This is a genomic window from Oceanimonas doudoroffii (assembly GCF_002242685.1).
Taxonomy (GTDB): Bacteria; Pseudomonadota; Gammaproteobacteria; order Enterobacterales; family Aeromonadaceae; genus Oceanimonas; species Oceanimonas doudoroffii.
Map to the genome: position 1 here is coordinate 1091393 of NZ_NBIM01000001.1, position 19940 is coordinate 1111332.

Below are 19940 nucleotides of genomic sequence, written 5' to 3' on the forward strand. Positions count from 1 at the left end.
CAAGCACCTGGCCCGCCTCCATCGGTATTGCCAATCACCTCGAAATAATTACAATTCTAAGTTTTATTGTTTGCCGAGCCATCGGCACGCTTGGTGCATGAAGCGCCAGAGCCGAAAAATAACAATAACAGGGAGTCATAAAATGAAAGAAAATCCGGGGCACAGCATTCATCTTGGAAGCTTTGATACCGATCTTCACCAGTATCCACTCAAGCAGGACCACGCACCCGACACCCGTATTGATCGTTTCACTTTCTTTTCGGTCCTATTCATTCTCGCCGCCGTCACCCTGCCATTGGTACTGTTTCCCGAGCAGGGCGCCGACTGGGTGGCCCAGGCCAAGACCTGGATAACCGACACCTTTGGCGTATTTTATCTGGCACTGGGTGTTACCGCGGTGCTGTTCGTGATTTACATTTCGTTTTCGGACATCGGCAACATCAAGCTGGGCAAGCCCGAAGATGAAATGGAATTCAAAAACGGCTCCTGGGCGGCCATGATGTTCTGCGGCGGCATCGGCGCCAGCATTCTCTACTGGGGCATTATCGAGTGGGCCTACTACTATCAGGGCCCGCCCTTTGGCCTGCCGGCCGGCAGCCCCGAGGCCATTCGCTGGTCCGCCACCTACGGCATTTTCCACTGGGGACCGGTGGCCTGGTCCATCTACCTGATCCCGGCCATTCCCATTGCCTATTTCGCCCACGTGCGCAACTCACCCCGACTCAAGGTCAGCCAGAGCCTGGCGCCGCTGTTTGGCGAAAGCTTTGCCCGCAGCAACTGGGGCAAGCTGGTGGATGTGTTCTTCATCTTCGGCATGATCGGCGGCGGAGCCACCACTCTTGGGCTGGCCTCGCCCATGGTGACCGAGGGCCTGCATGAATTGTTTGGTCTGCCGGTCAACGCCTGGACCCGTATTCTGGTGCTGTTGGGCACCACCATGTTGTTTGCCTACAGCGCCTGGCGCGGCCTGAAAAGCGGCATTCAGTTTTTCTCCAACATCAATTTTTACCTGGCGCTGGCCTTTCTGGCGGTGGTGCTGTTCGCCGGCCCCACGGGCTTTATTCTCAATACCGGGCTGGAAAGCATTGGCCGCTCCCTGACCCAGATGGTCACCATGATGACCTGGACCGAATCCTTTGGCCCCTTTGCCGAGCACGGCTTTAACGAAACCCGCTTTCCCAAGGACTGGACCATTTTTTACTGGGCCTGGTGGCTGGTGTTTGCCCCCACGGTAGGGCTGTTTATCGCCAAAATCTCAAAGGGACGCACCATTCGGCAGATGGTGGTGGGCTCGATTTTTTTTGGTTCCCTGGGTTGTGCGGTGTTTTTTGTGGTGCTGGGCAACTATGGCCTGTATCTGCAGCTGTCCGGCGGCCTCGACATTGTCACCATTCTCAATCAGCAAAGCCCCACGGCGGCCATCTTTGCGGTGCTGCACACCCTGCCCATGAGCTGGCTGATGATCGCCGTGTTTACCCTGCTGGCCATCATTTTTACCGCCACCACCTTTGACTCCATCTCCTATATTCTGGCGTCGGTGGTGCAGCGGGAAGTGGACGACGAACCCCACCGCTGGAACCGGCTGTTCTGGGCCTTTACCCTGTGCTTTATGCCGGCGGTACTGATGTTTTTGGGTGGGCTGTCGACCCTGCAGACCGCCTCCATCTTTGCCGGCGCGCCGCTGATTATCATCATGGCGATGATGATGGTATCGATTATCAAGGCCGCCAAGTACGATCTGCACTATCAGCCGGACTATTCCCTGAAGACCATTCATATCGAGGAGCTGCCGGAAAACGCCCCCTGGGAGCAGGGCGAAACCTCGGAAGCGCCGGAAGGATCCGTGCTGGCCCAGCAGGCGGAATACGAGGAAATTCGTCAGCAGCAGGAAGAGGATGACGGAGACAAGGTCACGCCGCTGAAGGTGTGACCCAGAGCCAAAGCCGAAAGCTCGCCGCTTTCGGCTGTTTTACCCCGCGTTGCTCTCTCCGCCCCCGACCATGGCCTCCACGCGCGCGAACTCCACCGGAATGGCCTGCAATGCGGCCTTGCCCCGGGCGGTGAGATCGGTCACAAACTGAAACTGCTGACGCGGGTCAAGCGGATAGGCCTTGACCCGGTAACGGCTGCCCCAGGGCGCGTCTTCCATCACCACCACCACGGGCCGGTTCAGCTGCACAAAAGGGCTGGACAGGGCCACGTCGTGCAGCACCCGGCGCACTCGGTGGGCATCGTGCGCCGGGGCCAGGTAAAAACTGGCCACGCACATCAGGCTGGCCTCGCCGTTGTTGGCGTTGCGGATCAGTTCGGTCCACAGCTTGAGGTGAGGCACCACCACCACGGTGTCGTCGGGAGTCACCATTTCCAGCGCCCGCAGGCCGATATGGCGCACCTCGCCGTAGCAACCGTCCACTTCGATCCAATCTCCGGGCCGGTAGGGCCTTTCATAGGCCGCCACCACCCCGGCAAACAGGCTGCTGACATAGTCCTTGAGGGCAAACCCCAGGGCCAGGCCCACGGCGCCCAGAATGGCCACCATGTTGCGCAGCGACGGCTCGATGATCAGGCTGACTACCCAGCCCACGGCCACCGCCACCACCACAATGCGCAGGGTCGGGATCAGCGCCAGCACCCAGTGCCGGCGCCGGCCATGCAACCGCGACGCCAGCCAGGGCAGCAGGGTTTGCACCATCCAGGCCAGCACCATGGCCGCCAGCAGCACCACCACCAGCTCGATGACCAGGGCCGGAGTAATGCGGCGAAACAGGTTGGTCAGCTGCTCTGCATCCATGACATGCTCCTCAGAAGTCGTCCAGGCAGTGATCCCGGCCAGCCAGAAAGTCCCGCACCTGGGGATAGGCCACCGGGCTGAGCTGCCAGCGTTTACCGCGCAACACCAGCTGGCCGCAATACTCCAGTCGCTGCAGCCAGGCCGCCAGCTGTTCCGGCGCCAGCATGGGCAATACCCGCAGCAGTTGCAGCGGAGTCAGGCCGTTGTGCAACAACAGGGCATAAAACACAAAGGCCGCCACATCACCGGCCTCGGCGGGCAATTCGGGCCGCGGGATTTGCTGCTGATGATCCGTGGCCCAGAGTGCCAGGGCCACACCGGGATTGCCCCTGGCCTCGGCGGCCAGTGCCTCCAGCCGCCGCGCCTTGGCACGAATGCCCAGCGCCTGCAGCAGCGCCGGGGTGGCCGGCGCAAAGCAATAGCAATGAGGCAGCACCAGCTCAAAACCCTGAGCCACAAACCGGCACAGCCAGCTGTTGCACACCACTAGGCCCGAGCCAAACTCACCCTGCAGCAGCCGCACCAGCAAGGCGCGTAAGAACACCATGCCATTCGGGGTACGCAGAAAATAACGGGCCAGATCGTCCAGCAGCCAGGGACCGTGCACGCCCTGGCGCGCCCACCAGTCGTCCACCCGCTGCGCCAGCAGTTCGGCTTCGTCGGGGGGCTGCAGCACCGGCCAGCCGCGCCGTTCGGCCCAGTCACGGGCGATGGCGGCGCTGCCGCTGAACGGCGGATCAAGTAAAAAACGCACCTCGGGCCGGGCCTGGGGCCAGTCCTGGCAAAATGCCGATAACGCCTCTAGCGCCGGATCGCGGTCAAAGCCTTCAAAGTCGGGCACTTCGGTATGTTCGCCGCCGTCGGCCTCTTGCCGCCATCCCAGAACGCGCCCCAGCCGGCGCAGTCCCTGGCGCAGCCGGCTGCTCGCCGGCGGCGCCGGGCATGCAAACTCGCTCAGGGTGATCAGTTGCCAGCCATTGTCCTCACTCGCCATGCGCCCCTCCCGGTCTTTCCCCTATAGCCAAGGGTAAGCCAGAGTGGCGGGTTAGGCCGGTAAAAACAGCGGTTCAGGCCGTCACAGGGGCAAACCGCAACCAGGTCAGCAACAGCAGGGCGGCGCAGCCTCCCCATATCAGGGTGGCCAGGCTCAGGGTGGCAACGAGTTCAAACCGGTAACTCAGCCAGTACACCGCCAGCAGATAGGCGGCATAGGGCAGCAGCGAATAAAGCCCGAACAGGGCCGTCACGCGCAGGTCGGCCAGGGTGCGTTCGGTGCCCACCAGATAGTGGGCAATCAAGGCGAAGGTGGGAAACAGGGGCACCAGGCCGGCAATAAAAAAGCTTTTGCTTTTCGACAGCAAGGCGATAAGCAACACCGCCAGGGCCCCCAGCAGTGACTTGAGAAACAATGACAGCACAACCCCTCCTGATGATTGGCCTCATGGCCGCAAGGTGAAGTCCGTTATTCTGCCCGATCAGGGTCGGTCGGGAGCCGCGCCCCGATCACACTTTTTGCAGTCAAGCAGGATGCCCAGTTTGGCCGTGCGCCCCGCCGCCGACACCACCCAGGGCCGGTTGATGAAAGGCGGCTGGTGACGCACATGCTGGTTATGACCGCAGGCGAGCTCCGCCACCCAGTGGCCTTCGTCATCCTGATGATAACCGGTGATGGGTTGTTGCATTAAAAGCGCTCAAGCATAGACTCGTCATAACGTTCCGCGTCCAGCGTCACGCCATGGGCCTGTGCCAGGTTGTTGAGCTCGGTCTGCCTGGCCGCCAGCTCATCCATCACCAGGGTATTGTCGTCCAGCAACCACAGCTGGCGCGAGCCGGCATAGCTGAACTGCAGCACCTGCATGGCGGTTTCGTCCCCTTGTTGGGCGGCGGCCTCCACCTGGCGGCGCTTGCGGCTGATTTTGTTGAGTCGCTGTTTCAGCTCCCACACATAAACCACTTCGGTCATAAAGGGGTGACGGCGCAGCCGGCTGAGTCCGGCCCCCACCAGCAGGGCGCCGGCCACCACTCCCAGCAGGTTCCAGTGAAAATGGCTGCCATCGGGATCGGGAAACAGCGCGATCAGCAGCTGGGAAATGCCCAGGCTGAAGGCAGCCAGCGCCAGGGCCGAGCCGATAAACACGCGGTTGAGATGCCGGCGATAGCGGCTTTTGTCGATGTCTTGAAGCGTCATAATCACCTGAAAGAGAATATAAAAACGGCCGCATTATAATCGCGGCCGTCCATTCTTCCCATCCTCTTGGGGCTAGCGCCGGCCCTTTGCCCGGTCCAGGCTCCAGCTGCCGCCACCGGCAAACACCAGGTAGAAAAACACAAAGCAGAACATGATGGCCAGCTCGCCGCCGTTGTTGAGCGGCCAGAACCCCTGGGGATGGTGGACCATAAAATAGGCAAACGCCATCAGCCCAGAGAGCACAAAGGCCACCGGACGGGTAAACAGCCCCACCAACAGCAGGGCGCCGCCAAACAGCTCCAGTACCCCGGCCGCCCCGGAAAGCGAAAACAGTTCAAAGGGAGCCCGGGCCGGTGCCGGAAAGCCCAGTATTTTCTGGGCGCCGTGCTGCATAAATAAAAACGCCGAGACCATGCGTACCAGACTCAGCACTCGAGGCCGCCAGGCCGTCAGAAATGAATCCATGGGTTTCTCCTTGTGGTGGTTTCTTCTTAAATACAAGTGCCATTCACGACCGGACGCAAGGCAAAATGCAGCCTGCGGTTACAGAAGCCGCTTCAGCCACTGACGCAGCGGGTAGAGGGTTTGTGCCATAAAGGTACGCGGCAGCCGCACCGTGGTGCCATATTCCGCCGGCCAGTGCGCCACCGGCATGTGGTAGGTACCGAACAGCCGATCAAACAGCACGGTATGGGCCGAATAGTTGGTGTCGAGCGCCGGCTGCTCCGAGCCGTGATGCCAGTGGTGAAACTGGGGAGTGACCAGCAGGTATTTGAGCGGCCCGAACGGCAGCCCCAGGTTGCAGTGGATCAGCACCGCCTGCAGCGCGGCAAAGGCCACATAGGCGTTCAGCGCCGCCTCGCTGGCCCCAAGCAGGTAAAGCGGAATCATCACCATGGCCCGTTCGGAGAAAATCTGCACGAAATGCCCGCGCGAGCCGGCCAGCCAGTCCATGTGCTCTACCGAATGGTGCACGGCATGCACCGGCCACAGCCAGCGTACCTCATGAAACAACCGGTGCTCCCAGTAGAGCACAAAGTCGGCACACAGAATGATGAGCACGACCTGCAGCCATACCGGCATGGCCTGTACGGCCCCCTGCACCGACGGGCTGATGGCCCAGTCAAAGTGGCTGGCATGATAGTTGGCGTAAATGAGAATGGCCGAGATGGCCAGGTGATTAATACAGAAATACAGCAGATCCAGCCCCCATTCCGGGCGCAGAATGTTCTGGTTACGATATTTGGGAAACAGTTTTTCCAGGGTGGTGAACACCGCCACCGAGCCGAGAAAGGCCAGGATAAGCCAGTCTACCCCCAGCGACAGGGTCCGCGGCTCGACCTGCCCCACCGGCACCCGGTAGCCCCCCAGGGCAAAGGCGCCCAGGGTGAGCACCATGCCCAACGCGCCCAGGCGCCGGTAGCCGTTCAGCGCAAAGGTCAGCACGCCAAAAAACAGCGAAAAATACATGCCGTATTTCAGCACCTGCTGCAGCTGGCCGGCATCGTAGACACGGCGCAGCTCTGTGGTGGTGAGCCAGGACGGGTACAGGTATGCCAGCACCGCCAGCAGGCTGAGTGCACCAAGTGCCACCGAGCAATACCCACTGATCTTGCCCTCGCCCAGGCGAAACGCGTTTTGAGGATCGGGCGGCACCTGCCGCCCCTGGTATCTGTATGGCTGCTTCATAACACCGGCTCATATAAAAAGAAGGTCGCACAGGACCTTCATGGTTTTAATATTATCGGTACATTACCCTACCCGGCACGGCAAACAAACGCCGTATCGAGCCAGGGAATGGCAATTTACACTCAAATGTCCATTTGCATAAGTTGCGCCCCCAGGCCGTAACTCGAGCACACCGCTGTAGCCATGGGAGTAAACCCCATTTTTTGCCAGAACCGATTGGAGTACTGAATCGATACCAGACGAATGTGACGGCAACCCAACAAGGCGGCCGTATTTATTAAATGCGCTGTCATCGCCGAGCCGATGCCTTGTCCTGCCGCATTCTGGCTGACTACCAGATCATGCAAAAACAAATATGAATTTTCGCTCCTTTCAGGCAGTGGCTTGAACAAGCTCGGTGGCGACTCGCCACCCCAGGCATGGGCCAGCAAATACCCCATTAACCGCTCACCATCCTGATACACAAAGCAGCTGTCGGGAGACCTCAGCCATTTACTTTTCAGCACATCAAGGCTCTCCGGTGCAACCTGGGCATAGGCTTCATGCTGCAACTTCAGGATGGCCGGCCACATTGCCCCTGTGAGGGAAGTTATCGACATATTCGGCCCTTAAAAAAGAGAATGGAGTGACACCCACCCTTCGCCGGGCAAGCGCATGATGAGGTTTACCGCCATTGCCGTTATTGTTCGGCATCGGACCATACCGCAAATTCATTGCCACCCGGCTCGGTAAAGTGAAAACGGCGCCCCCCCGGAAAACTGAAGATGGGCCTGACAATGCTGCCGCCGGCGGCGCTGACCTTGTTGAGCGTCTCTGCCAGGTCCCGGCTGTAAAACACCAGCAGCGCCGCCCCATTGGCCGTGCTGGAAGTCATGCTCGCCTTGCAAAATCCGCCGTCCAGGCCTTGACCGGAAAACGCCGTATAGTCGGGCCCATAGTCGACAAAGGACCAGCCGAATGCCTTTTCAAAGAAGGCCTTGGTGGCATGCAAATCAGGCGACGAAAATTCAACATAGTTCAGCTTTTCATGTTCGTTCATGACATGGTCCCTTGTTAAACCGAACATTCAATGCACATTAAAACCCGTATGAGTTTACCGGCTACCCTTGTATACCAGCAGCTCCCCCTTGCCCACGGGGACCAGGGACAGACTCAGGTTATTCTGCATGGTTATCCAGTCGGTAAACGCTCGCAGCTCATCACGATGGGAAACGGCGTTGTCGCAAACCAACAGTCCGCCGTTCTTCAGCAAACCAAAGAGTGATTCGGCCAGCGCCAGATAGGTTTTTCTGTCCGCATCCAGAAAAATGAAGTCAAGGTTGGCGGGAACCCCGGGTAATACATCACCCACGTCCCCCTGGATCTGCACGATCCTGTCACTCAGGTTAACGCGTTCGAAGTTCACGGCGGCTTCAGCGACTTTCTCGGGATTGGATTCAATCGTATAAACCTTGCCGTGTTCCGGCAGGGCCGAAGCCAGCCACATGGTGGAATAGCCATTGGATGTGCCGATTTCCAGCACTCGGCTCGCTCCCGTCGCCTTGACAAGCACAGACAGGAACTCCCCCGTGTCTCGCGTGATATTCAGGTATTTTCTGGCTTTATCGGATTGCCGCAAGTCATTGGCTGCCCCATGCCGTTCCAGCTCTTCCATCACCGTTTTAAAGGTCATCATCATTTCCTTATCACACCGTACACGCCATTAGTTATACATGCTTCGAGGGCACGGGGTATACCGGACCACCACTTGCCGGCGAGCCCCATGCTGAAAGAAGCGGGCGGCGAATTTGAAAAGCAGGTTACAAACTCTGCCTGAACTGGCCGATGGCATCCACCACCTGCCGGGCCCCCTGCTGAATCTCCTGCATTACATTGCCGGCGTCATTGGACAGGGTCAGGGCGCGCTGGGCCCGGGACATGCTTTGTTCTATCAGTGAGACGGCGTTTTCGGTAAGTTTACGGTTTTCCGCCACCACACGAATAATTTCTTCGGTGGCGGCACTGGTGCGGGCGGCCAGATTTCTGACTTCATCGGCCACCACGGCAAACCCCCTGCCCTGCTCCCCGGCGCGGGCGGCCTCGATGGCCGCGTTCAACGCCAGCAAATTGGTCTGATCGGCAATGCCGCGAATACTGGTTACCAGCTCGGATACCCGCTGTGACTGGGTATCCAGTTCAAAAATGCCGTCACCGGCGTTGCGCATCTGGGTCGACAATTCGTTCATGGTCTCGATGGTAGCGTCGAGGACTTCCATGCCCCTGAGGGTGTTTTCACCGGTCGACTTTGAAATGTCGTAGGCAATGTCAGAGGTGTCGGCGGTGGCCAGCTCCCGGTTAACCTGCTCGGTGATCACGGTGGCAAACTTCACCACCTTGTAGAGTTCGCCGGCCTCGTCGTGAATGGGATTGTAGGACGCTTCCAGCCACACCACATTGCCCTGGCTGTCGATGCGCTGAAACCGGTCTGACACATACTCCCCCGCCCCCAGCCGCTGCCAGAACTGCCGGTAATTGCCGGACTCCGCCTCCACGGCGTCGCAAAACATGCGGTGATGCTTGCCGGTGATCTGGCCCAGGGAATACCCCATGGCCCGCAGAAAATTGTTATTGGCATGCAGAATAACGCCATCCAAGCTGAACTCGATCACGGCCGAGGAGCGGTTAAGGGCGGCCAGCATGTCTTCCTGCTCCCGGGAGCGGGAAATGGTGCGGGTCAGTTCGGTGGAATAGGCGGCCAGCTCCACTTCCCCGGTGTTATTGCCGGCCCGTGGCTGAAAAATGGTTCTGTACCAGGCTTCACGGCCGGCCCTGGTAACCAGTTGCAGGGCTCCATGCCAGTGCCGTCCACGGCGAATGGCGTCCAGCATCTGCCGGCAGTGGGGCTTGTCGATGGCGCTGGGCACAATCATCTCTGCCAGCGGACGCTGCAACAGTTCACCCTGGGAATAGCCCAGGGATTCATAGAGCCGCTCATTGCCATCAATCAGCCTGCCCTGCTGGTCGAGCGAGAAATAGATCATTTCCTCCCTCAGATCCTGTTGCATGCTGTGGAACAGGCCGAGTTCGGCTTCCAGCTCGTCAATGCGTTGTTGCAGCTTTTTGCTTTTAAACATGCTTGTTATCCATGCAGGGTTCCCCGATTGTGTGCATGGAAATTATATCGCCAATAAGACTCGAATGAACATAAATGTGAGTAAACAACCTGCCCCTGAGCACAAAAACCGCCGCGCGGCATGTTTGCACAACATGGTTGACACCATCAACTAACAACCCATATAGTTGACACCGTCAACAATGTTATGGATTGTTTTATGACTCATCCCGCCTTCAATGACTCGCTGCATCGCCTGATGCATGCCTACAAACGGCAACTGCGCGCCGGCATTCGGCAACATCACATTTCGCTGCCCATTACCCATATTCGTGTTCTGAAAGCCATCTGCCGCATTCCCGACGTTACCGCGCGGGACATCGCCCAGCGCATGGATCAGGACAAGGCACAAATTACGCGGGCCCTGAACGAGCTGACCCGGTCGGGGTTCATAGCGCGCACCCCCAACCCGCACGACAAGCGCAGCCAGCTTCTCGCGCCTACCGCCGAAGGCCAGGCGCTGCTGTCAAAGATCGAGCGGCTTGAACAGCAGGCCGTGACCCAAATGACCCACAACCTCGACAGCCAGGAGCTCGCCTCTTTCGTGCGCATCGCCAACATCATGATCGACAACGTCGCCCACTCCCGTCCCGACTCCAAAGGAGAACAGTAAATGCTCAAATCCGACCTGAAAGAACTGGTGGTGCTTGCTTCCACCCACGTCAGCGACAACATGCTGCGTATCACCCTGGGGGGAGACGACATCGCGCGGTTACCCGCGGATCAGGAAAGCGCCTATATCAAGCTGGTGTTTCCTCAGGAGAAAGGCGAGCGCCCGCTGCTGCGCACCTACACCATTCGGCACCAGCGCGAGGCGGAGATCGACGTTGATTTCGCCCTGCATTCGCCCATGGGACCCGCCACCCGCTGGGCAGTGAACGCCCGACCCGGCGACCGTATTCTGGTGGGCGGGCCCGGTGACAAAAAAATGATTTACCAGCCCGCCGACTGGTTTTTGCTGGCCGGAGACATGGCCGCCCTGCCGGCGCTCAGCGTTAACCTGGCGAGGCTGCCAGAGCGGGCTCGAGGATATGCGGTGATTGAGGTGGTCAGCGAGGCGGATATTCAGGATTTGTCCCACCCGGAGCACCTCAGGCTGCACTGGGTGATTAACCCTCATCCGACTCCGGAGCGCTCTGCCCTGCTCGACAAAATTCAGTCCCTGCCGCGACTGGACGGCGATCCCGCGGTGTGGGCCGCCTGCGAGTTCAACGCCATGCGCGCCTTGCGCCGCTACCTCAAGCAGGAATATGACCTGGCCAAAAGCCACCTGTATATCTCCAGTTACTGGAAGCTTGATCAGTCCGAGGATGAGCACAAGGTTGTTAAACGCCAGGACAGCGAGCAGGAAGCCGCCGCCCGCTAGCCGGTGCCGCAGCACATGCCCCTTGCCCACGGCCGGTGAACTCTGTACGATACGCGGCCTTTTTGACCCTGGGGGGCCTGAGCATGATCGGATTTGACTACGGCACATCTAACTGCGCCGTTGGCGTGATGGAAGGAAACCGCCCGGCCATTCTGCCGCTGGGCGATCATGGCCGCTATATCGCCTCTAACCTGTATGCCCCGAGCCGGGAAGTGATTGTTAACTGGCTGTACCGGCAGCTGCCTTCGGCGGAGCAGGCCACCTTCAAGCAACAGCGCGCCCTTGCCCTGCAAAAGGGCCAGGCCGAGATCAGGGAGCTGGCGCTGGATGGCATTCCTGCCGAATTGTCCTTCGGCCGCGATGCATTAACCCACTATCTGCAAGAGCCCGATGAGGGCTACTACATCAAATCGCCCAAATCCTTTCTGGGTGCCAGTGGCCTGCTGCCGCCGCAAATAGAGCTGTTTGAAGACATAGTGGCGGCCATGATGAGCAATGTAAAAACCCTGGCCGAGGCCGCCCTGGGCCGAAACATTACGCAGACGGTGATTGGCCGCCCGGTAAATTTTCAGGGCTTGCGGGGGGAAGAAAGCAACCGCCAGGCCCTGGCCATTCTGACCCGGGCCGCCAGGCGAGTGGGTTTTAAGGACGTGGAATTTCAGTTTGAGCCGGTGGCCGCAGGCTTTGAATATGAAGCCAGTCTCGACCAGGAAACCCGCGTGCTGGTGGTGGACATTGGCGGCGGTACCACGGACTGCTCCATGCTGCTGATGGGGCCCCGGCAGGCGGCCTCTCAGGACCGCGGCCGGGATCTGCTCAGTCACAGTGGCGAACGGGTGGGCGGCAACGACTTTGACATTGCCTTTGCGCTGAAAGGCATGATGCCGGCCTTTGGCCTGAACAGCTCCCTTGCCAGTGGCAAGGCCATTCCGGCAAACGGCTACTGGCAGGCGGTGGCCATTAACGACATTAATCAGCAAACCGAGTTTTACAGTGCCGCCAATGGCCGTTTTCTTCGGCAACTGGTGCGCGATGCGGCCCAGCCCGAGCTGGTAAAACGCCTGCTCACGGTGCAGCAACACAAGCTCAGTTACCGAGTGGTGAACGCCGCCGAACAGAGCAAGATTGCGCTGACGGAGCACACGCACCAGCAGGTAGACCTTTCAGATATTGATGACGGCCTCAGTATTCGGCTGGACCGAGAAGGCTTTGGCCTGGCCTGCCAGCGGGAGCTGAACAGCATTGCCAGCCTGATGAAGGATGCCATAGACCAGGCTGGCACCCAGCCGGAGGTGGTGTTTGTGACCGGCGGTACCGCCCGCTCACCGGTGCTTAACCAGTTTCTGCAACAGCAGTTTCAGCACACCCCCATTGTGATTGGGGATCACTTCGGCAGCGTGACCGCCGGCCTGACCCGCTGGGCCAGGCACGTATTCTCGTAACGACGCATAGTCGCCCGGGGCACCCAACCAAGATGGCCCCGGGCAATGCCCCTCCATAACGGCACGGTCGGGTTATTGGCTTGTGGCCGCCTGACTCAGCGTACCCAGCACACCCGATATTTTATCAATCACCTCGTCACAATCCTGTATGTTGTGACGCTGCTTTAAATACGCCGGGTCATTGTATGCCAGCCACACCTTGCCCTCGGCGTCCTCCCAGATCAGCGCCTTCTGGGGCAGCTCTATGGCCACTTCCTGAGCGCACTGCATAAGGGGCGTACCGACCACCGGATTGCCAAACAAGATCACCTCGGTCGGCCGTAAATCAAGATTAACCCTTGTGGCATTTTCGGCATGATTGACACGTGTAAACAGGGTCAGGCCCTTTTCTTCGACGATCTGGACAAAACGCGTGGCGGTTTCCTCGGCCGAGAACTGACTCGGAATGGCAACCATTCCATCAGAGGCCATGGCAGAACATGAGAGCAGGGCCCCAAAGGCACAGGCGGTGATGGTTTTTTTCATGCTGGCTCCTCAGCTAATGATCCATGCTTATCAAGGGGCTTCAGTGTTGCACTATCGGCCACATCCTACAAACTTTGCACTTGAGGAGCGTCCGCCGTTTCAGGCGCTTCGGCTCATCCTGCCCCTGCAGTTTGCCTTCTGCGCTCCCACTAAACACTCTTGGTTAAAAAGTATTAAAGATATGTACCGACGACGGACATGCAATGTTTAACCGTACTTTCTTTTTCACCGACTGGCGCAACATAATGAATGGCCGATTCAGCCTGTGCCCTACCTGACAGCTTGCTAATTACCCACGCAGCCAAGTACGTTGATGACAAACAACCACCTGCCGTCGCAATATTGCCTTCGGCATAAAAGGGTTGATCTAAAACCGTAATTCCTGACTCAACGACCCAGGGTCTAGTAGTTAAATCTGTACACGCTGGCACCTGATGTAGCAAACCTAGTACAGACATCAGCAATGTCCCTGAACATTGACCACCAATTAACTGAGTTAGAGGATTAAGTTTTAGTCTTGATAATATGTCACTGTCTTGTGCAATATCACGGGTTAGAACGCCACTACCAAATAATACGACGTCAGCATCATTGGCAAACTCAAGAGGTTGTTGAGACTGAATGGTAACACCATTCATGGATGTGACAGAATCTGAAGGACTCGTTATCTTTACATTCCAACCAGCGTCTCTCATTCGGTTCAAAATGCCCGATGCCACAAATGAATCCAGCTCATTAAATCCATCGAAAGTTAGTACTGCAATGTCCATATTTTCTCCTTTTCCCTAAAGCAGCGGCGGCTTTAGCTGTGATCTTCCCCCGATAAATCGGACACGCGCCCCCCACTAGGCCACCAAGGCTTCATATTCGACTGAACTCATATCACTTAGACTTGAGCAGTTGAAATCGATTATTAAAATGCTGGAGGTATTCGGCCAGTTTATTCCGCAGATGCATCTCACCATAAAGCGGTTTTCTCTGCTTAACTCAGCCTTCAGGGTATGGCAAAACGATGCCAGCTCGCGTTGTCAGTACACATACCAGGCCGATTTGTCCTGGCCCTGATCCCGTGTCGTTTCAGGCCGCCCTTCCCTGTCACAAACAGTGCACGAAAGGGTCTATTTTGGCGGGATAACGCGGCAGGCTCAATGGCGAAAGTAAAAATATGCCATGTAAAGTGCGTGAGTGCTGTTTGCGGTGCTTTTACCCTGACCCAGGGGCATAAAAAAACCGCCTTGCGGCGGTTTTTTTATCTGAAACTTGTATCGCTTAGGCGCGAACGAAGTCCAGGTGAGTCAGCTTCGGCTTGTAAGGGTGACGCTGAATGTCCTGCGCCTTAACCTTAACTTCCTGGCCGTTGATCACCAGGGTCAGCACTTCGCTGTAGAAAGCGTCGTCGGCTTGAGCGATGTTTACTTTTTTGTGGTCCAGAGCAATAGCTACCGGCTCCTGGCCAGCACCGTAAACGATGGCGGGCACTTTGTCTTCATGACGCAGGCGGCGGCTCGCACCTTTCCCCAGGTCAGAACGAACTTCGGCTTCAAATACGAATGACATAATGGTCTCTCTTAAGGTTAATGGCGAAAACTGCGACCGGTCTTCGCCTGTAAAAAGCGCGCGGATATTAACACAGCCCCTCTATCGGGGCAAGCAGAAGGCCGGCTTCAGAGCGCTTCTATCTGCTGCAATACGCGCTTGTCCGACACCGGGTAGGGCGTACCCAGTGTCTGGGCAAAATAAGACACGCGCAGCTCTTCTATCATCCAGCGCACGGCTTTGACATCCGCATCCAGCGGCTTGCCTTTGGGCTGCTTCTTCAGCAGGGCCTGATAGGCGGTCTGCACGTTCTGAATTTTCAGCAGGTGTGCCCGGTCCCGGTGCGGGTCTATGCCCAGCTTGTCGAGCCGGCGGCTCAGGGCCTCCAGGTAGCGGCACACGTCTTTCAGCCGCTCGGCACCGGTGTCGGTCACAAAGCCGCGATAAATCAGGCCGTCTAGCTGGGCCTGTATGTCCGACATGGCCATGGCCATGGCCAGATCAATCTTGCCCTTAAGCCGCTTTTTAATGGCTTGAGCCCGGCTCAGCACTTCTTCCACCTGCAGGGCAATGGCGGCTACGGTTGGGTTGAGCTCGCCGGCCACGCTGTCTTTCAGGGCCTCGAATGCTTCCGGGGTCCAGGCCGGGGCACCGTGCTCGCGCATAAGCGCATGAATGCCGGCGCGAATGCAGTCGTCCACCAGATCCAGCACCTTGCCGTAGGGGTTGAAATACAGCCCCAGCTTGGCCTTGTTGGGCAGCTTGTCCTGCAAATATTTGATGGGCGACGGCAGTTGCAACAGCAGCAGCTTGCACTGGCCGTCCCACATGGTCTGGGCCTGGCTGGTTTCGTCTTCGCACAGCTGCAGCGCCACGCTGTCCCCCTGATCCGCCAGCGCCGGATAGGCCTTCACCTCAAAGCCGGCCCGCTTGGCGGCAAAGGTTTGCGGAATGGCCCTGGCGGGAAAGCTCAGCAGGCCGTCCTGCTCAAAGCGGTCGTCGTCCACCGCCTCGGTCAGCGCGGTCTGCACCTGCCCCTGCAGGCTGAGCTTGATGCTTTCCAGATCCCGTCCGGCGGCCAGCTCCTTGCCGTCGGCGTCCACCACCGCAAAGCGCATGATCAAGTGCGCCGGCAGTGCGCTCCAGTCCCAGTCTTCGCGGGGCACGGTCACCCCGGTCATGCGCCGCAGGTGTTTTTCCATCTGATCGAGCAGCGGGCCCTCGAATGGGGTCATGGCCGCCAGCAGCGCCTCGGCAAAGTTAGGCGCCGGCACAAAGTGCTTGCGCATGGGCTTGGGCAGGGATTTGATCAGCGCCACCAGCAGCTCCCGGCGCAGCCCCGGCACCTGCCACACAAAGGGCTCGGCGGCCACCTGGTTGAGCAGCGGCAGCGGAATGCGCACGGTCACGCCATCTTCTTCCTTGCCCGGCTCAAACTGATAGTCCAGGGGCAGGTTCAGGCCATCGTGCTGCCAGGCGTCCGGATAATCGCGCGTGGTCACGGCGCCGGCGCGCTCGTTGAGCAGCATATCTTCGGTAAAGTGCAGCAGCTCGGGGTTGGCCTTGCGCGCCCCTTTCCACCATTTGTCGAAATGACGAATGGAGACGATGTCGGCGGGCAGGCGCTCGTCGTAAAAACAGAACAGGGTGTCGTCGTCGATCACCAGATCCCGGCGGCGGGACTTGTGCTCCAGGGTCTCGGCCTGATCCAGCAGCGCCCGGTTGTGATGAAAGAACTCGTGGCGGGTATGCAGCTCCCCTTCCACCAGGGCCTGACGAATAAACAGCTCCCGACACAGCTTGGGGTCAACACTGGAGTAATTCACCCGGCGGCGCACCACCACCGGCAGGCCAAACAGGCTTTTGCTCACATACCCCATGACCGCGCCCTGCTTTTTCGACCAGTGCGGCTCGCTGTAGCTGGACTTGAGCAAATGGTCCCCCGCCTCTTCCAGCCAACCCTGCTCAATGCGGGCGGCGGTGCGGCCATATAAACGGTGGGTTTCGGTGAGTTCGGCCACCATCAGCCAGCGGGGCGGCTTTTTAGCAAGTTGCGAGCCCGGCACCAGCACAAAGCGGGCATTGCGCGCGCCCATTATTTCCTTTTTGTCGCCATCTCGCAGGCCGACCTGGCTGAGCATGCCGGTGAGCAGGGCCCGGTGCAGGCCATCAAACCCGGCGGGCGTGCTGTTCAGGGCAAAGCCCAGCTCACGCACCACCAGCCGCAGCTGGCTGTAAATGTCCTGCCACTCCCGCACCCGCAGGTAGTTGAGAAACTCATTCATGCACTGCTTGCGGAACTGATTGCCGCTCAGCAATTTCTGCTGCTCTTTCAGGTAGTTCCACAGATTGATATAGGCGACAAAGTCCGAGTCCTTGTCGGCAAAGCGGCGGTGCATTTCGGCGGCGGCCTGCTGTTTCTCCAGCGGCCGCTCGCGAGGGTCCTGAATGCTGAGCGCGGCGGTGATCACCATGACTTCGGTCACGCAGCCGTAATCCCGGGCCGCCAGCACCATGCGCCCCAGGCGCGGGTCCACCGGCAGCCGGGACAGGTCCCGCCCCAGGGGCGTGAGCGAGAGCTCGTTTTTCTCGCTCTCGACCGCGCCCAGCTCTTCCAGCAGGCGAATGCCGTCGGAGATGTTCTTGTTTTCCGGTGCTTCCACAAAGGGAAAGGCGGAGATGTCGCCCAGGCCCAGGGAGAGCATCTGCAATATCACCGAGGCCAGGTTGGTGCGCAGAATTTCCGGGTCGGTAAATTCCGGCCGGCTTAAAAAGTCTTCTTCGCTGTACAGGCGAATACAGATGCCCGCTTCCACCCGACCACAGCGGCCCATGCGCTGGTTGGCGCTGGCCTGGGATACCGGCTCAATGGGCAGGCGCTGCACCTTGGTGCGGTAGGAATAGCGGCTGATGCGGGCCGTACCCGGATCAATCACATAACGAATGCCGGGCACGGTGAGCGAGGTTTCCGCCACGTTGGTGGCCAGCACAATGCGCCGGCCGGAGTGGGATTCAAAAATGCGGTTCTGCTCGGCGTTGGACAGCCGCGAGAACAGCGGCACTATCTCGGTGTGGCGCAGCTCCAGCTTGCGCAGGGCGTCGGCGGTGTCGCGAATTTCCCGCTCGCCGTTCATAAAGATCAGAATGTCACCGGGGCCTTCCTGGGTGAGCTCGGTCACCGCATCAAAAATGCCCTGCAGCTGATCCCGCTCCCGGTTGTCGTCCACCAGCGGGCGGTAACGCAGCTCCACCGGATAGGTGCGGCCCGACACCGAGATAATGGGCGCGTCGTTAAAGTGACTGGAGAAACGCTCGGGATCTATGGTGGCCGAGGTGATGATCACCTTGAGATCGGGGCGTTTGGGCAGCAACTGGCGCAGGTAGCCCAGAATAAAGTCGATGTTGAGGCTACGCTCGTGGGCCTCGTCGATAATGATGGTATCGTACTGGCGAAGCCAACGGTCCTGCTGAATTTCCGCCAACAGAATACCATCTGTCATCAGCTTGACCTGGGTCTCAGTGCTGGCCTGATCACTGAAACGCACCTTGAAGCCGACCCGCTCGCCCAGCTCACAGCCCAGCTCCTGAGCCAGTCGGGTGGCCACGCTGCGGGCCGCCAGCCGCCGGGGCTGGGTGTGGCCTATGGTACCGTCGACCCCCAGTCCCAGCTCAAGACACATTTTGGGGATCTGAGTGGTTTTGCCCGAGCCGGTTTCACCGGCGATGATCACCACCTGATGATCCTTAATGGCCTGTTTGATGATGTCGCACTTGTCGCTCACCGGCAGTTGCGGGGGATAGGCGATGGGGCTTTGCAGCAATGCCAGTCGGCGGCTGCGCTCGGCCATGGAGGTGGCCATTTCCAGGGCGATCTTCTCCAGCACCTGTTGCCGTTTGGACTCATTGAGCTTTGCCACGCCCTGCAGCCGACGGCGAAACCGCCCGCGCTCTGCGCCCCTGCATTCCTTCAGCCTTGCCTGCAACTGTTCAACCGACTGCGCCAAACTCAAAACCCCTGTTCGTTTATAAACACGTTAATGCCAAAAAAGCTGGCGCGCAGTCTAGCAGAAAGCGGCGCGCTAATGCAGTGGCCCCGGGCCGCGGGATCCACCTTGGGCACCCGGCGGTTGACGAGGCCCATGGTAATCGACGGTCATTTATTAAGCTCACCAGCCCATCGAAAGCCCAGACTCCGTTCACACGGGGCGCCGACGGCAATACTTTTTCCATAAAAAGGGCTGTTTTGCCACACATCACCACCAGCGTCACCACAAACAACGAAAAACCACAATGTATTGATTTTTATATAAAATATTTTTTTATCGAGCATATCTAAAAACAGAAAAAGGCCACCAATGTCAGCTTTTGGCAATGAAAACTAACAAAAACAGGAGGTACAGCAACCAACCACTACAAAAACCACATCAAAAACAAAAATGGCGATTGAAAAGCACCCACCATGCCGGTATAGTGATCACACAGCCCACTGTTGAGGAAGGTAAACAATGAAAGAGTTAGTGATAACCGTCATTTTTACAGTCTGCGCAACCATGCTTGCCATTTCTGCACCTTCCTTGGCACAATTCTAACTGAGCCCGGGAAGACAGGACTGTAAAACACTAAGAAATAATAAATATTTCCTGTGAAACAAAAAAGGCGCCTTGCGGCGCCTTTTTTGTTTTTATCGGTTTTCTCAGTAAGGTGCCACGCTCATGCTGCTGCCGGAGCCTATCATGCGCACCCGCTGGCCCGCTTGCCAGCTGCGATCCGCCTTTTGCACCACCACCAGGTTCTCGCCGCTGTCGGTGCGAATTTCCAGCTCCACCGCGTTGACCTGGTTGATTTTTTCCTCGGCCTTGGAGCCGACCATGGCGCCGGCAATGGCACCGGCGGCGGTGGCCAGGGAACGGCCGGTGCCGCCACCGATGCTGCTACCGGCAATGCCGCCAATAACACCGCCACCTACCGTGCCGATTACGTTGGGATTCTGATCCCCGGCCTGAATTTTAACCGGCCGCACCGACACCAGGGTGCCGTAGGTCACGTTTTGTGCCCGGCCCGCGGCACTGCTGCCGTAAACATCGCCGGAATAGACGTCGGTATTGGCGCAACCGCCCAGGCCCAGCGCAGCCAGCACGGCCACCATGGATAACTGTTTGATGTTCATGACAAACCCCCTGTAACTAGAACACGGATCGTTATTATGCAGACATTACACCCTTAAGACCGGGTCGTCATCCGCGGGGTTTCAT

At 58.5% G+C, this 19940-nt stretch carries 20 protein-coding genes and 1 pseudogene; 4 read left to right on the top strand and 17 right to left on the bottom strand.

The window, feature by feature from the left end; translation table 11 throughout:
* Positions 1–142: 142 nt before the first annotated feature.
* Entirely contained in the window at positions 143–1930 is a 1788-nt protein-coding gene (locus B6S08_RS05020; RefSeq protein ID WP_094199647.1) for a BCCT family transporter, read from the top strand.
* 39 nt (positions 1931–1969) lie between these two features.
* Here the strand turns inward: B6S08_RS05020 and B6S08_RS05025 are convergent, their stop codons facing one another.
* From B6S08_RS05025 to B6S08_RS18690, 12 genes and pseudogenes are all read right to left on the bottom strand, one after another.
* Positions 1970–2791 carry a mechanosensitive ion channel family protein gene (locus B6S08_RS05025; RefSeq protein ID WP_094199648.1) on the bottom strand — a complete coding sequence of 274 codons (822 nt, stop codon included), beginning with the start codon at positions 2789–2791 and terminating at the stop codon, positions 1970–1972.
* A 10-nt stretch (positions 2792–2801) separates the two neighbouring features.
* The gene (locus tag B6S08_RS05030; RefSeq protein ID WP_094199649.1) at positions 2802–3785 is read right to left on the bottom strand and encodes a hypothetical protein; all 984 of its coding nucleotides are present in this window, start codon (positions 3783–3785) and stop codon (positions 2802–2804) included.
* Between the two features lie 73 nt (positions 3786–3858).
* Complete coding sequence (locus B6S08_RS05035; protein ID WP_094199650.1) at positions 3859–4209, bottom strand: GlpM family protein; 351 nt, start codon at positions 4207–4209, stop codon at positions 3859–3861.
* Positions 4210–4266: 57 nt separating this feature from the next.
* Positions 4267–4473 (bottom strand): DUF3565 domain-containing protein, encoded by a 207-nt coding sequence (locus B6S08_RS05040; RefSeq protein WP_094199651.1) that lies wholly within the window; start codon positions 4471–4473, stop codon positions 4267–4269.
* Entirely contained in the window at positions 4473–4979 is a 507-nt protein-coding gene (locus tag B6S08_RS05045; RefSeq protein WP_094199652.1) for a DUF3087 domain-containing protein, read from the bottom strand. The genes B6S08_RS05040 and B6S08_RS05045 overlap by 1 nt, the downstream gene beginning before the upstream one ends.
* Positions 4980–5051: 72 nt before the next feature.
* Positions 5052–5444 (bottom strand): DoxX family protein, encoded by a 393-nt coding sequence (locus B6S08_RS05050; protein WP_094199653.1) that lies wholly within the window; start codon positions 5442–5444, stop codon positions 5052–5054.
* Positions 5445–5522: 78 nt separating this feature from the next.
* Positions 5523–6668: a sterol desaturase family protein gene (locus tag B6S08_RS05055; RefSeq protein ID WP_094199654.1), complete on the bottom strand. Its 1146-nt coding sequence runs from the start codon at positions 6666–6668 to the stop codon at positions 5523–5525.
* A 122-nt stretch (positions 6669–6790) separates the two neighbouring features.
* Entirely contained in the window at positions 6791–7267 is a 477-nt protein-coding gene (locus B6S08_RS05060) for a GNAT family N-acetyltransferase (protein WP_094199655.1), read from the bottom strand.
* An 80-nt stretch (positions 7268–7347) separates the two neighbouring features.
* A complete protein-coding gene (locus B6S08_RS05065; RefSeq protein WP_094199656.1) occupies positions 7348–7707 on the bottom strand; it encodes a VOC family protein in 360 nt (119 codons plus the stop codon).
* 54 nt (positions 7708–7761) lie between these two features.
* Positions 7762–8340, bottom strand: coding sequence for an O-methyltransferase (locus B6S08_RS05070; protein ID WP_094199657.1), 579 nt, complete (start codon positions 8338–8340; stop codon positions 7762–7764).
* 127 nt (positions 8341–8467) lie between these two features.
* On the bottom strand, positions 8468–8923 hold the full coding sequence (locus tag B6S08_RS18685) for a methyl-accepting chemotaxis protein (protein WP_425435355.1): 456 nt from the start codon (positions 8921–8923) through the stop codon (positions 8468–8470).
* 84 nt (positions 8924–9007) lie between these two features.
* A pseudogene (locus tag B6S08_RS18690) lies at positions 9008–9781 on the bottom strand (PAS domain-containing protein); the annotation flags it as partial.
* Between the two features lie 198 nt (positions 9782–9979).
* Here B6S08_RS18690 and B6S08_RS05080 point away from each other — a divergent pair.
* From B6S08_RS05080 to yegD, 3 genes are all read left to right on the top strand, one after another.
* Positions 9980–10432 (top strand): MarR family winged helix-turn-helix transcriptional regulator, encoded by a 453-nt coding sequence (locus tag B6S08_RS05080; RefSeq protein WP_094199659.1) that lies wholly within the window; start codon positions 9980–9982, stop codon positions 10430–10432.
* A complete protein-coding gene (locus tag B6S08_RS05085; RefSeq protein WP_094199660.1) occupies positions 10433–11185 on the top strand; it encodes a siderophore-interacting protein in 753 nt (250 codons plus the stop codon).
* 83 nt (positions 11186–11268) lie between these two features.
* The gene (yegD, locus tag B6S08_RS05090; RefSeq protein ID WP_094200551.1) at positions 11269–12627 is read left to right on the top strand and encodes a molecular chaperone; all 1359 of its coding nucleotides are present in this window, start codon (positions 11269–11271) and stop codon (positions 12625–12627) included.
* Positions 12628–12699: 72 nt separating this feature from the next.
* On the opposite strand, the gene B6S08_RS05095 is transcribed toward yegD, so the two are convergent.
* The 5 genes from B6S08_RS05095 to B6S08_RS05115 form a co-directional block, all read right to left on the bottom strand.
* Positions 12700–13152, bottom strand: coding sequence for a DUF302 domain-containing protein (locus B6S08_RS05095; protein ID WP_094199661.1), 453 nt, complete (start codon positions 13150–13152; stop codon positions 12700–12702).
* A 173-nt stretch (positions 13153–13325) separates the two neighbouring features.
* Positions 13326–13922, bottom strand: coding sequence for a DJ-1/PfpI family protein (locus B6S08_RS05100; protein WP_094199662.1), 597 nt, complete (start codon positions 13920–13922; stop codon positions 13326–13328).
* A gap of 499 nt (positions 13923–14421) precedes the next feature.
* A complete protein-coding gene (gene rplY / locus B6S08_RS05105) occupies positions 14422–14709 on the bottom strand; it encodes a 50S ribosomal protein L25 (protein WP_094199663.1) in 288 nt (95 codons plus the stop codon).
* 107 nt (positions 14710–14816) lie between these two features.
* Positions 14817–18692 carry an ATP-dependent RNA helicase HrpA gene (gene hrpA / locus B6S08_RS05110; protein WP_094199664.1) on the bottom strand — a complete coding sequence of 1292 codons (3876 nt, stop codon included), beginning with the start codon at positions 18690–18692 and terminating at the stop codon, positions 14817–14819.
* A gap of 689 nt (positions 18693–19381) precedes the next feature.
* Positions 19382–19855 carry an outer membrane lipoprotein gene (locus B6S08_RS05115; RefSeq protein WP_206063582.1) on the bottom strand — a complete coding sequence of 158 codons (474 nt, stop codon included), beginning with the start codon at positions 19853–19855 and terminating at the stop codon, positions 19382–19384.
* Positions 19856–19940: the final 85 nt, after the last annotated feature.